Origin of the sequence: Caenimonas sp. SL110, from assembly GCF_001044395.1 — a bacterium.
In the GTDB taxonomy this organism is placed as follows: Bacteria; Pseudomonadota; Gammaproteobacteria; order Burkholderiales; family Burkholderiaceae_C; genus Ramlibacter.
Window position 1 is genome coordinate 1 of record NZ_JANU01000007.1, and the last position, 14,257, is coordinate 14,257.

3 protein-coding genes are annotated in these 14,257 nt (G+C 65.0%); all 3 read right to left on the reverse strand.

Annotated elements, in window-relative coordinates; genetic code table 11:
* A partial coding sequence (locus AQ12_RS04900; RefSeq protein WP_048438762.1) for an RHS repeat protein occupies positions 1–11,864 on the reverse strand: 11,864 nt, incomplete at its 3' end.
* Positions 11,865–12,222: 358 nt separating this feature from the next.
* Complete coding sequence (locus AQ12_RS04905) at positions 12,223–13,188, reverse strand: glycosyltransferase family 2 protein (RefSeq protein ID WP_048438763.1); 966 nt, start codon at positions 13,186–13,188, stop codon at positions 12,223–12,225.
* A gap of 17 nt (positions 13,189–13,205) precedes the next feature.
* Entirely contained in the window at positions 13,206–14,168 is a 963-nt protein-coding gene (locus AQ12_RS04910; RefSeq protein ID WP_048438764.1) for a glycosyltransferase family 2 protein, read from the reverse strand.
* Between the last annotated feature and the right edge of the window lie 89 nt (positions 14,169–14,257).

The following is a 14,257-nucleotide window of genomic DNA, read 5'->3' on the forward strand; positions in this document are numbered from 1 at the left end:
GTGTGGCTGAAGTTCGAGATGCCTTCAGGCGCTGCCGAGACCACGAAGGTTTGCACGGCGCTGGTCACTGCGGCGAGTGCAGCCGTGGTCTGCGTGAGCGTGTATGACTTGGGCACGTAGGTGCTCGGCGCAATGCTCACCGTCGGCGCGGCAACTCCGGGTGCGGAGACCACGATGCGCTTGAAGGTCTGGTTGGTGCGGGTCGAAGAACGCTCGAAGTACAGGTCGAACTCGTAGGTGCCTGCGACCAGCCGCGTCGGTGCGACATTGACTGATGAATTGCCGCCCGAGGTGGTGATGGCGTCCGGCCATGCGGCCCAGCTTCCGCCTGCGATGCGGTAGTTCAGTTTGGCCGTGGTGCCCGCCGGTGGCGTGACCCAGGTCAGGCTCCAGCTTCCGTCGGCGTTGGCCTTTGCGACAGGGGCGGGCGTGATCGCCGCGTAGTTCTGCACGAGCGTGGCGGCCGGTGAATCGTTGGCGACAGTGACCTTGCCGAAGGCTTGGTCCAGGCGCGTTCCCGTACCGTTCAGGCCATTGAAGTCGGCGATCTCAAAGCTCACGATGCCCGGTGCCAGCGTGTCGGCGATGTCGATCCAGCGCGATGTTCCCGAGACCTGGATCACGCCGGGATTGATCACCACGCCCCCATAGGCGTCGATGAGTTTGAAGGTGCTGCTCACCGTGCCCGCTGCGGCCGTCCACGTCAGCCGGAAGCCGCCATCGGGGCGGGCGCTGATGGTGGCAAGCGTGGGCGGGGTTGCTGCGGCGGCGGTTGGTGCGAAGGTGGGCGCTGTCACGACCGAGCTGACGGTGATGTTCGACTTCGCCCGATGCGTGACCTTGCCACTGGCATCGGTGTAGAACAGCTCCATCTCGTAGGTGCCCGGCGCGGCCTCATACGCAAAGAAGGTGACGGACTTGGTGGTGGTGCCCGAGACCCGCGTGCTCGCGTCGACCCACGCATCGCTGCTGCCCGCCGTTCGGAATCTCAATTGCAGGGTGCCGGTGGCCGGTGGGGTCCACTGCAGCTTCCACTCGCCGTTGCTGGCGGTGCTGCTGAAGGTCGGGGTGATCGCAGTGACGGTCGTATCGACCGAGGCGATGTTGCCGTTGGTCACGGTGTTCTCACGGCGCGAGCAACTGAGCACCGTGGCCCCGCTGGTCACCGTGAGTTCGATCTCGTAGGTGCCATCGACGAAGGTGCCTGCCGGAATCATCTGGCTGGTCTGCGGCGGCACGAACTGCCAGATCGACGAGGCGGGCCAGGTGGTCGTGCCCTTCAGGCGCGACTTGACGGTGAGCACCGTGCCTGCGGCCAGTGGGCTCCAGGTGAAGGTCGAGCCTACGCCCGCGGTCGTGGACCAGGTCAGGCCCGGGATGGGCGGTTTGGTGGTCAGCGGGTCGGTGGTGACGACCTGCGTGGCCGCTTTGTACACCGGGGGTGTGACGGTCACGTTTCGCAAGGCCGCTTCGGTGCGCTGGCCGCTGGCCCGGTCCACGAAGTACAGGTCGAACTCCCAGGTGCCCTGGGTCAGGCCGGTCGGGCTCACGTCGGCCTTCTGGAAACTCGTGCCCGCTACATCGGCGAAGGCGGCGTTGTTCCAGGTGTCGGCGGTGCCGGCGCGGCGGTATTTCAGGTAGACGTCGCTGCCCACAGGCGGCTTGGTCCACTGCAGGGACCAGCTGCTGTCGGCGTTGGCCGCGAAGGTGGCCTGCGGTGGTGTGGTGATGGCTGCGGTGGCCGCGACGTTGGTGTCGGCTGCAATCGTCACGACGGCCGAGGTGAAGCCGGTCACGGTGGTGCCGCTGCGGGTCAGCACCTTGAGGTCATAGTCGCCGGCTTGCAGCACGTTGGCGTTCAGGTCCAGGCGCTGGCGTCCGGCTGCGACGGTGAGCGTGGGCGCGGTGACGAGTGTCCATGCCGTATCGCCGCGAAGTCGCGCGAACACCTGCGTGTCCTGTGGCGAGGTCGGCGCGGTCCAGCTCACATTCCAGCCGCCGTTGGCCGCCGTCTGGAACTGGAACCCGGACACGCGCGGCGCGGCGCCCGCTGCGGGCTCGGCGTAGGGCGCGGTCAAGGCGATGTAGGCGGGCGTCGTCTCTGTGATCACGGCTGCGGGCACTGCGCCCTGGCTCATCGTGATGGAACCCGTGGTGATGGCGATCACCACGCCGCCCCGGGTCTGCGTGATTTCGAACTGGTGCGTGCCGTAGGCCGAGTTCGCGGGCAGCACGTATTGCTGCTTGAGGCCGCTCGCGTCCAGGCCTATCGTCACTGCGGTCAGGGTGCCGCCGGGTGGCTTGATGCGCAGGACGCTGGTGACAGTCGTGTCGGTGGGCTTGGTCCACTGCAGCAGGGCGGTGCCGTCGGTGCGGCCCGTGGCGGTCATGCCCGATACCGGCTCGATGCCTTGCGACGGCGCGACGGTCATCTGGCCGCTGGCGCGTGCATACGGACGCATTTCGCCGGGCTGGTTGTACAGCAGCTCGTAGTCGTACAGGCCGGGCGGCAAGGCCGACGCATCGACGCCGTCGATGCCGGTGCCGCGAGAGGCCACGGGCAGGCTGAGCCACACGCCGGTGGTGCCCGCTGCGCGGTAGCGCCACGTCTGGACCACAGATGCACCGGGGCTGGTCCAGCTGTAGCCCGCGCCGGGTGTCGTGGCAAATGTGGCGGCAGGCGTGATCGCCGTCGTGATCTTGGCGACCAGCGGCGGGTTCAGGTCGATGACACCGCTGGAGGTGACGGCCCAGGCCGTGTCGGCCACGCGCTTGGTGCGCACGCGGTATTCGTACACGTCGCTGGCAAGGCCGCTGGTGTCGAAGTACAGCTGGTCGCCGAAGTTCGTGGTGACCAGGTCGCGCCATGCGGTTTCGCTGGTGTTGCCCAGGTCGCGCACCTGCATGACGATGGCTGTGTCTAGCGCTGTGGGTGCTGCGATGGTGATGCTGTTACTGCCATCGCCCAATGCGTTCTGGTCGATCAGCTTGACCCATTGGCCGTTGATGTCTTTCTTCCAGACCGTGAGGCCGTTGACGGCGCTGATGCCGCCGATGCTGCCCTGGTCCAGCCACTCCATCACCGGGCCGCTGGCGGCTTCTTCGGCGGTGAAGGTCTTGGTGATGCTGGTGGCAGTCGCGTAGAAGTTGATGGCCGGGTAGGTGGTGAGTTCGCCGTTCGCGCCGGTTTCCACCGTCACTTCGGGGATGTTGAATGCGGCGCTGGTGTACTTCAGTTCCACCTTGATGTCGCCCGAGCCCAGTGAGGCGAGGCTTGCCCATGACAACTGGACGCGGTTGGGCATGGTCCAGTGGTAGTTGCCCGACACGTAGCCCGAGCTGTAGTCGTCGCGAACGACGCTCGCCTGCTGCGTGATCGATGCGGCCGTCGTCATGTGACTGACCGTGACCCCGCCCTGCGAGTCCTGGCGCTGCGGCATCATCGTCTTGATGACGCGGCCCAGCTTGTCGTATTGGGTGATGGTGCGGCGCACATCCGTGCTGGTCGCGGCCGTGGCCGGGTTCAGCACGGTGATGATGTTGACAGGCCCGGTCTCGCGGCCCGCACTGCGAATCTCCTGCGTGACGCGGCCTTGCAGGTCGTACAGGTAGATGCGGTCGATGCCGTCATCGGCGTTGGTGCGCCACAGGCGACCGGCAGTGCTGTACTCGAAGTACTCCGCTTCGAGCGCATCGACACGTCGGCTGGTCATTTCGCCGAAGCCGTTGTAGCCCATGACGGTCACGCTTTCGCCCACTGCGCCGGTCAGGGTTGTGGGGGAGGGCTGGCGAACACGAACGACACGCCCGGCCTTGTCGTATTCGAAGGCCTGATAAATCGTGGCCGCGCCTGTGGCCGTGGTGACGCCTTGCCACGTTCGCTCCAGTCGCCCCATGCGGTCGTACGACATGAAGCTGGAGACGCCCTGCGCATTGGTGATTTGCGTGATGTGGCCGAAGCGATCGACCTTGTACCGGTCGGTGCGGTCGGCAGGGTTCAGGCCGGCATCGACGCGCACGTAGCCGTCCGCGTTGGCGCTGGCCACGCCGTTGGCTTTTGCGACCTTGCCCACGACGTTGCCGAGCGCGTCGTGGTAGTACTCCGCCAGCGGCGTGATGGTGCCGCCTTCGGATGCGAGGCCGATTGCCGGTGTGACGGTGGCAGTGACGCGGCCTTGCGCGTCGTAGTAGCTGTAGCTGTTGTTGCCCAGGGCGTCGGTGGTCTGCGTCAGGTTGCCGAGCTTGTCGTACTGGTAGAGCGTCTGCAGGTCCTGCACCGGCGTGGCGCTGTTCAGGCGTTGCAGGTCCAGCTCGACCTGGTAGGTGCCTGCCTGCAGGCTGGAAGAAAGCACCACGTACTGGATGCTGCCTTCGGTCTTGACGGGCCAGGTTTCCCACTGCGTGCTGCCCGGTGGCTTGATCTGGATGGTGGCAACGACGCCCTCTGCGGGCGTCGGCCATTTCAGTACGCGCACGCCATTGAGCAGGGCGACGATGGTGTTGGCGATGCCGGTGATAGAGGAGGTGGGCGCGGCGCCTGTGCGCGGCGAGATGGTCAGCGTGCTGGTCTCTCGGCCCACGACGGCGTTGCCCTGCGTCCAGGTCAGCTCCAGCTCAAGGATGTTGGGCGTGGTGTCCGCGCCGATGCTGATGCTCTGCGAGGCACCGTCGGTCACGATCAGGTCGCTCGCACTGGTCCAGGTGTCGGTGCCTTGCACGCGCCAACTCACACGGGCGATCGTGCCTGCGGGTGGTGTGGGCCACTGGATGACCGAGCTGCCGTCCGCGCCTGCGAAGAACATCACGTCGGCAATGCGCGTGCCGGAGTTCGCCGGTGTGGTGACCAGGAGCGTCTGCTTGACCGGCGTGGTGGTCGACACGGTGAAGGTGCCGCTGGCGTGGCCTGCCGATGTGGAACCCGAGGTGACTTCGACCTTGCGCCGCGTCTCGCTCAGCTTGCGGCCTGCGAGGTCGTATGTGAATTCGGTGACGCGGTCTTCGCGCGTGGTGGCAGGGTCTGCGGGGCGGGTGGCCGAGTAGCTGGCTGGCACGGTCACCGCAGTGGCGAACTCGGTGAGCTTCTTCAGTTCGCCGGTCTCAAAGAATTCCCGTTTGGTCAGGAACCCCATCGCGTCGAGCGTGGCGACTTCCAGTCCGCCTGCGTCGTAGAAGTGGTCGGTCGTGCCCTTGCCGTCCGAGCTGCGCGTGACCTGGCCGAAGGCGTTGTACGCGTAGCTTGTTGAAGCGCGTCCGTCGACGGAGGTGGTGCCGGTGTCGGCGTCGTAGATGAAGCCTGCGGGTTCAGTGACGGTTTTGACGCGACCTGCGGTGTCGTACACCGTCTCGATGCTGCGGCTTTGCGAGACGTCCAGCGCGATTGCGCGCGCTTTGGCCTGCGCATAGGTCAGGCCTGCAGGAGTCGGCGTGATGGCAGTGGTCGCGCCGTTGTAACGGGTGAGAGTCTTGACCTCACCGAACGCATTGCGCTCGTAAGCCGTCATGTAGCCGCCAGCGTCGATCTCGAAGGCCAGCTGGCCTGCGCGGTCATAGCTCTTGTAGCTGTAGTTGCCGGCCTGGTCCATGCCAGCGACAGCGTTGCCCAGGGTGTCGTACCAGGTGCGGGTCTGGATGTCACCGTGGATGGTCGCAACCTGCCGGCCCAGCGAGTCGTACTCATAGCGCGTGATGCGCTCTTCGTCAAGGCCTGCGGCTTCCTTGCGTTGCAGCAGGTTGCCCAGTGCGTCGTAGCTCAGATGCGTCTGCGGCTGGACGTTGACCGGCGTTCCCAGCACCAGGTTGCCCGCTGCGTCCAGGCTGGTGGGCGTGCGCAGCACGGTGGGCGAGGTTTCGGTGGTGACACGGCCCGATGCATCGTGCTGGTAGGTCCACACCGCGCCGGCCTTGTTGGTGAAGCTCTGCTTGCGACCGATGGCGTCGTAGCTGTAGCTTTCGGTGTAGCCCAGCGCGTCGGTGCTGGACAGCAGGCGGCCCTGGCTGTCGTAGTTGTAGCTCTCGGTGCGGTCGGCAGCCAGTGGGCTGCCCAGGGCGGACTTGATGTCGGTGAGCGAGACCGTCGCGCTGTGTGCGAACGTGACTTGCCGCGCGTGCAGCACGGTGCTGGTCAGGCGGCCGAGCGCGTCGAAGCTGGTTTCGCGAACCGTGCCCGCGCCATCGACGGCGTAGCGCAGTCGATTGGCCGCGTCGTAAGCGCTGCGCTCGATGCGGTCCAGGCTCGGCGTTGCGGAGGTGCGCACCAGGATGTCGTTGGCCGATGCGTTTGTGCTCAGGCCCGCCCGCTGGGCCGTGGTCATCGTGGTGGCATAGCGGGTCGTCTTGACCACGTTGCCTGCGCTGTCGTAGTCGAGTTTGGTGACGGCGTTCGCACCATCAATCGAATAGACCCGGCGGTTGGCCGCGTCGTAGGCGAATTGCTCGACGCGGTCGTCTGCCTGCGTAGCGCCCAGCGCGGTTTCGATCGTGCCCGTGGTGGTGGGCAGGGTGGTGAGCAGCTTCGCGTACGAGGTGCGGCGCGTGAGGTTGCCGTTGCCGTCGTAGTGGTTGCGTGTGACCGCGCCGCCCAGGTCGCCTGCCAGATCGCGCGTGGCCTGCACGGTGAACACCTGGCGATTGGCCGCGTCCCAAGTGAAGTTGGTGACGCGGTCGGTCATCCAGTTGGCCGTGGCCTGCGATGGCGCAAGGCCTGCGGCCAGCGGCGTCGCGTACTGGCGCAGCGCGCTCAGGTTGCCGTTCTTGTCGTAGCTGCGCTGGGTGACTGCGCCCATGCCGTCTGCTGTCCACTCCAGGCGTCCGGCGCGGTCGTAGCGCATGGAGGTGCGCACGTCGCGCGTATCGTCTGCAATCAGGGCCACGGCCTGCGCCAGTGCGGTTTGCGTGGCTGCGGTTTCCGGGGCAATTGCAACCGCATAGGCGCGGCGCTCTTGCACCTGGCCGTTGGCGTTGTAGGCTTGCGCAACCACCGCGCCATTGCCGTCGATCGTGTAGATCGCGCGGTTGAGCTTGTCGTAGACCGTGCGGATGCGCTCGTCGCGCGCGTCTGGTGCCGGTTGCGGAACGGAGACGCCGTCCCAGCTGGTCACCGCGTTGACATAGGCGCGTCGCTCGATCAGGTTGCCGCTGGCGTCGTGCTGGTAGTGCACGACATGACCCAGGCTGTTCAAGGTGGCCGTGACGCGCCCGTCCTTGTCGTAGAGATTGCCTTCGAAGCGGTCCAGCTGCGAGGGCGCCAGCAGCGCCTCGATGTCTTGCAGTGTCGGTGCCGCGGGCAGGCTGGTCAGGCTGATCGCTTGCGCATAAGTGCGCCTCTGGTACACGAGGCCCGTGTCGGTGTAGTTCGTGCCCTGCACATTGCCCAGCGCATCAATGGTGTAGCGCAGCTGGTTGTCGGCGTCGTAGACATAACGCGTCGAATTGCCGTTGCCGTCGAACGCGCGCAGCAGGTTGCCGACCTTGTCGTACTGCCAGTCACGCGCAGTCACGATGGTGCCGGTGGTGAAGGGATCGGCTACCGTCGTGCCGGTGCGCGTTTCTTCGCGCGTGCGTCGGCCCAGCTTGTCGTAGAAGTACAGGGTGATCGCGCCGTCGCCGGTCGCATTGGCGTTCGGGCGCACGATGGACTGCAGGTTGCCGCTGGCGTCGTAGCTGAAGCTCGTGACCAGGTTCAGCTCGACTGCGCCACCGGCCACGGTGGGGTCGACCGTCTGCTTCACGAGCCGGCCGTTCAGGTCGTAGTCGAGTTGCGTGACGACCTGGTTGGCGTCGGTGATGCGGACCTGCTGGCCCTTGGCATCCCAGCCGTAGGTGGTGACCAGGTTCAGCCCGCCGGGGTTCACCGTGCGGGTGAGCAGCCTGCTCGCACCGTCGTAGGCCAGTTGCACTTCATTGAGCCCGGCATCCGTTGTCTTGACGATGCGGGCGGCCCGGTCGTAGTCGGTCGACGTGCTGGTGCCGTCGGCAAAGGTGGTCCGGGTCAGGTTGCCGTTGTCGTCGTAGTCGTAGGTGGTCTTGTCGGCCGCGTTGCGGGCGTCGCTCACCGTGAGCGTCTGGCCGAAGCGGTTGAACGTGGTCGTGACCGCGAAGCCCTCGGGCGTGGTCACGCGAACGCTGCGCGCGAGCAGGTCGTAGCTGTACGTCGTGGTCTGGTTCAGCTCGTCGGTGGTGCTCAAGATGCGGTCGAATGCGTCGTAGCTGGTGGAGCTCCAGCGGCCCAGGCCGTTTTCAAGGGCGATCTGACGGCCCAGCTTGTCGTACCTGTATTCACGTTCGATCCAGTTGGCATCGGTGGTTTTGACGACGCGCCCGAATGCGTCGTAGCTTGCCGTCGTCCAGGCATTGAGCCCGCCGTCGTCCGCCTTCGTTGACGTCACCTGGCCGCGGCTGTCGTAGCCCGTGAGTTGGGTATAGATCGCCACTGCGCCCAGCGATCGTGTGCGTGAAGTTTCCTGGCCGAACGCGTTGTAGAGGTAGCTGGTCTTGACGCCTGTCGCATCGGTCACGCTGTCCAGCGCGCCGCCCAGGTTCCAGGCGTAGCTGGTCTTGCTGTCGGAGCTGTCCGAAGCGGCTGCTGCGATGGCCGTGGTCAGTGCCGAAGTCACCAGCCCGCCGATGAGGGTGGCGAGCGTGGCCGGTGCAATCGCAGTGGCGTATCTGACCGTCGCCTTGAGCTGACCCAGCACGTTGTACTGGTTCTCGGTGATGCCGCCCAGCGCATCGATGGTGTGGGTCAGGCGGCTGTCGCCGTCGTAATAAAAGCGCGTCTTGTTGCCGTACTGATCGGTGGTGCCGGTGCGCCGGCCCGCTGCGTCATAGGCGTGAGTGATGCCCCATTGCGACCAGACCTGCGCGGCGATCGCTCCCGGCGCAGCCAGTGCCAGCGCGCCTTCGGCGGTCAGCTCCCCGATCAGGCGACCCTGGATGTCGTACCGGACTTGCGAGGTGCGCAGCTCGGCGGTGCCCAGTGCGCGCTCGGTCTTGACGAGGTGGCCGGCATTGTCGTAGGTGTACTGCGTGACCGTGCCCTGTGCATCGGTTTCGCGTGAGATGCGGTTGAGGTTGTCGTAGGTCCAGGTGGTCGTGCGGGCTTCGTTGGTCGCTGTCGGGCGGGCGTCACCCAGCGACCTGGCGAACGTCATGGTGCCCGCGACCTTGTTGTCGTAACGCACCGAGGCAGTCAGGCGGCCTTCGCTGTCGTATTGCTTTTCTGTGAGGTAGCCCTCGGCGTCGACTTCGCCTGCGACGCGTCCTCCCGCATCGCGGATGAACCAGGTGACTGCGTCCTTCTGCGAATCGGTTGACGGACGGAGATCGGCCAGCTCTTGGGCGGTGCGCAGCGATGCTTCAACTTGCGTCGCATACCGGATCGTGCGTACCAGTTCGCCGTTGTAGTTGTAGGTGTGCTCGCTCAGGTAGCCCTCGGCGTCCAGCTCGGCCAGCAGCAGGCCGTCGGCGTCATGGAAGTTGCGCGCCGCGCGGTCTTCACCTGCGTTGGCCGCGACCTGTGTTTGTGCCAGTGTGGGCGTCTTGCCCAGCGCGGAGACGTCCGCCAGCCGGTTGGCACGCTGCGTGACACTGACCACCTGCGACAGTGCGTTGTAGACCGTGTCTGTGACTGCGCCTCGTCCATCGATCTCGCGCACCAGCCGGTTGGCGCTGTCGTAGATGCGCCAGCTCTGGATGTCGGTTGCGGTATTGGCAATCGGTGTTGCGACCAGTGACTGCAGCGAAGCCAGCGTGGGCATCGGGCTCCTGGGCACGCCCGCTGTCACGAAAAGGCTTTCGGGCAGGGCAGTGCCCGAGTAGGTGTAGCTGCGGGTGAGCAGGTTGTTCTTGTTGTACGAGTATTCGGTGAGCGTGCCGGTGGCGTCGATGTCGGCCACCTTGCGGCCGGCCGCGTCGTACAGCATGAACGAACGCTCTTGCGTCGGGTCTTCGACCATCACCAGCTGGCCTGCCGCGTCCCAGGCATATCGCGTGGTGCCCAGCACCGTCATGGGCGAGCCCGCTGCCGGGATGAAGCCTTCCACCACGCTGGTCACGCGGCCCGCCTTGTCGCGCAGCGTGGTGGTGACGAGGCCGTTGGCCTGGGTGACGCTGACCGAGCTGCCCGCATCGTTCCAGCTGGTGAGCGTCTGCTCGCCCATGCCGTTGGTGAAGGTGTGAACCCGGTTCAGGCCGTCGTAGAGGTATTGCGTGCGCGAGCCGGTGGAGGAGGTGGTCTCGCGCAGGTTGCCCCCCGCATCGCGGACGTAGAAGGTCGTGGATGCGGTGGCGGTGGTGCTGTTGCCCACGGGCGCAAAGACGATGTGCTGGTCGAGCTGCCCGCGGAAGTCGTATTTGTATTGCGTGACGCGGTGGTCGCGGCCCGAAGCCCATGCATCGAGCAGGATGGCGTCGGGGGCGAGCGTCGATACCTGGAAGGAGGCCGCGTGGTACTCGCGGGTGAATTCCAGCTGGTTGAGCGCGTTGTATTCGTAGCCGGTGACGCGGCCTTCGGCCGAGATTGCGTAGAGCAGCAGGTTCTTGTCGGTGCCGTCGTACAGGTAGCGCGTGGTCTTCGGTTGCGAGGCCAGCCCGGCGCCGAAGTTCTCGGCAGCCGCTTGCGCGAACCGCGTTTCGGTCAGCAGATTGTTTCGTTCGTCGAACGTGCGCTGCACCGTGTTGCCTGCGGCGTCGCGCTGGAACGTCTGGTTGCCGTTGACGTATTCCATCTTCGTACGCGCACCGGTCGCATCGACGACATCGGTGAGGTTTCCCGCGCCGTCATAGGTGAACTCGGTGATGAGGGGCGCGCCGTCCACCGCAGGGCTGGTGATTTTCAGGAGCTGGCCGGAGGCGTCGTAGTTGTAGGTGGTGGTGTTGCCCAGCGCGTCCTTGACCGCCGTCTGGTTGGCCGTGTAGGTGTAGTTGGTGATCTTGCCCAGGCCGTCTTCGACCCTGGTCACCCGATGCACGCCATTGCTCAGGGTGTAGGTGAACTTGATGGTGGTCTTGTCGCCCTGCGTGATGCTGGCAAGCCGCTTGCTCGCACCGTCGTAGGTGTAGGTCGTCGTGTAGATCGTGCTGGGCGTGGCGTTGTCGGCGAGGTTCTCAGGCGTGAGGTCAACGGCGGAGGTGGCCAGGCGTGCGGAGCCGTCATACGTGAAGCTGACCTGCGCCGTCTGCGCGCCGCTGGTGGCGACGTACTTCACCGACATCAATCGCTTGGTGGTGTCGTCGTAGTCATACAGGATCGCTTCACCCGAGCCGCCCGTTACCTTCGAGATCAGGCCGTTGGCCTTGTATTCGTAGCTTGTCGCACCGCCCCGGTGATCGGTCGCCGAGGTCAGGCGTGCTTCGTTGGCACCGTTGATCGTGTAGGTCTCGGAAATGCCGCTGTCGCCATCGGTCCAGGTGTACTGGCTGGCCGCGTTCGAGTACGAGATCGTGTCGTACGCGCCGACGCCTGCGGTTGTGACATAGGTCGGTTTACCGGTTGCCGCCGATCGCCCGGCGTCATAGATGTATACCGCCTGGCTGCCGTCCTGCGCTGTTCGGGTGACAGTGCCGGTCGAGCCTGCTGCGCCGGTGAATTGCAGCTGCTTTTTGTAGAAACCGTTGGACCAGTTGTCGGCGTTGTCGTCGTCCAGCAGGCCCTGGCTGTTGTACGTGCGCAAGGCGGTGACATCCAGGCCGTTGCTGGCCAGGAAGTCGTCCACGTCCTGGACGACCAGGTTGCCTGTGGCAACGTTGACGTAACTGCGCTCGGCTGTCTGGCCCAGGGCCGATTGCCCGAGTTGGCCGCGCTGGCCCAGCGTTGCCCCAGACGTCAAGTCCAGGCCCAGTGAATTGCCGCTGACGATACCTACCATGTGATTTGCCCCGGTTTGCGGCCTGGGGCAACCGCGCCCCGGGCCGGCGCCCGTTGTCCTTTTGGGCAACGTCCGCCTCTCTACTCACTTATCTGGAGCGATCGGCAGGTGTTTAGCGCGTGGCAAATTATTTGGTTGAGTTTGATTACAAAGTTCTAAGACAAAGGTCTGAGATTTTGGTGGTGGGGTTAGAAAAAGCTGGCGCTGTTTCCGCTGCGCGGTGGATGCCGGATCTAGTCCGGCATGACAACCTTCTCGCGGCTGTCATTGCGGACTTGATCCGCAATCCAGGTTTTCGACGGCCGTCGCCGCTGCGCGGTGGATACCGGGTCGAGCCCGGTATGACATCCAGAGCGCCCTAATCCAGGCGCGAATACAGCAACCCCGCATCCACAAAATCCTGCGCGGAATTCAGACGGCGCGAGCGCGGGCCTTGCAGCGGCCAGTCTTTCAGCTCACGCACGGCGATGTCCAGGAACCGGTACTCGGACGAGGCGAGCCAGTGCGCATTGGTCGCCATCGCGTCGTCGATGCGGTCCTGGTAGCCGGGATAGAACTTGAAGTGCGCCAACGCAAGGTGCACCCGGTCGTTGACGGCGATGTTGGCCCGGTGCGAGGTGTTCATCTGTACCTTGTCGGTCCAGTACACCAGCGGCATCTTGTGCAGGCTCGCGTGGGCATAGTCGTCCAGCAGCTTGCCCATGGGCACTTCGCGGCGCAGCAGTTCGGCCAGCATGCGCGGCCTGACGCTGTCCTTTAAAAATTCGGTGTCCGGCCACGCCTGCCTGGGGCCCCAGGTGAAGCCCTGCAGCGCATCGAAGTACGGGCACAGCTCGAAAGGCGACGCTGTCATCGATGCGCCATCGAGATCACGCAGCGTGGCCGGAAAGCAGTCGAGCATCAGGGCGCGTGCTGAATTGACCTTGCTTCGTTCCATCGCGCGCGTGAGGTCGTCGATGGATTCCATGCCCGGCGGCAGGTACATGAATTCGTCGGCATCCACGATCAGCGCCCAGCGATTGAGCAGGAAATGGTGCGGAATGATGGTGCGGATCGCGGTGCCGAAAATCTTGTTGTTGGGAGCGATCCGGTCGCCGTAGCCGACATTGGCGCGCGTGACGCCGCAGTCGGGCTGGGCCATCAGGTACTCGAAGGTGCCGTCGGTGGAGTTGTCGTCATGAAACCAGAACTCGTGGATGCCCATCGCGCGGTAGTGCGCCATGAAAAACGGCAGGAAGTAGATTTCGTTGCGGACGATGCAGAAGATGGCCGTGCCGGGTGCCGGTGCGGGCTTCTTGTGGAGCTTGAGCTTGAGTGCTTGCATGGTGGCTATTTGCGCGGCTAGTCTAAATGGGAGTACAGAAGGCCGGCGTCGACAAGGTCCTGCGCCGAGTCCAGGCGCCTGGAGCGGGGCCCCTGCAGCGGCCACTGCCTGAGTTCACGCACGGCGACGTCCATGAAGCGGTACTCGGATGACGCCAGCCAGTACGCCTTCGAGGCAATCGCATCCGCGATGCGGCGCTGGTAGCCGGGATAGAACTTGAAGTGCGCAAGGGCCAGCTGGACGCGGTCACTCACCGGCACATTGGCACGATGCGATGTGTTCATCTGAACCTGGTCGGTCCAGTAAAGAAGCGGCATCTTGTGCAGGCTGGCGTGGCCGTAGTCGTCCAGCAGGTTTCCCATCGGCACCTGACGGCGAACGAGTTCCGCCATCATTCGGGGCCTGACGCTGTCTTTCAGGTATTCCGTATCCGGCCAGACCTGCTCGGGCCCCCAGCTGAAGCCCTGCAGCGCATCGAAGTACGGGTTGAGCTCGAATGGTGACTGGCTGGTCTGCGCGCCGTCGAGATCGGCCAGCGTTGCCGGAAAGCAGTCGAGCATGAGCGCGCGGGCCGAATTGATCCGGTTGCGCGCGAGGCCCTCTGCGAGATCGTCGATGGCTTCGATGCCAGGTGGCAGGAACAGAAATTCGTCGGCATCCACGATCAGCACCCAGCGGTTCAGCAGGAACTGATGCGGCACCAGCGTGCGGACGATGAGGCCGAACTTGCGGTTGCCATACACCTTGTCGCCATAGCCGACGTTCGCGCGCATCACCGCGCAGTCGGGCTGCTCCATCAGGTATTCGAATGTGCCGTCGGTGGATTTGTCGTCGAGGAACCAGAACTCGTGGATGCCCATCGCGCGGTAGTGCGCGAGGAAAAACGGCAGAAAGTACAGCTCGTTTCTGGCGATGCAAAAGACAGCAACGCCGCCCGGGGTCTGCGGTTTTTTGCGGATTCTCAGGTTGATCTGCGTCATGGCGCAGGAGGTTACCGCAGAGTTGGCGGTTCCTGGTTTGGGGCTGCCTGCCCCCACCCTGGCCCTCCCCCAGCGGGGGAGGGGAGAAC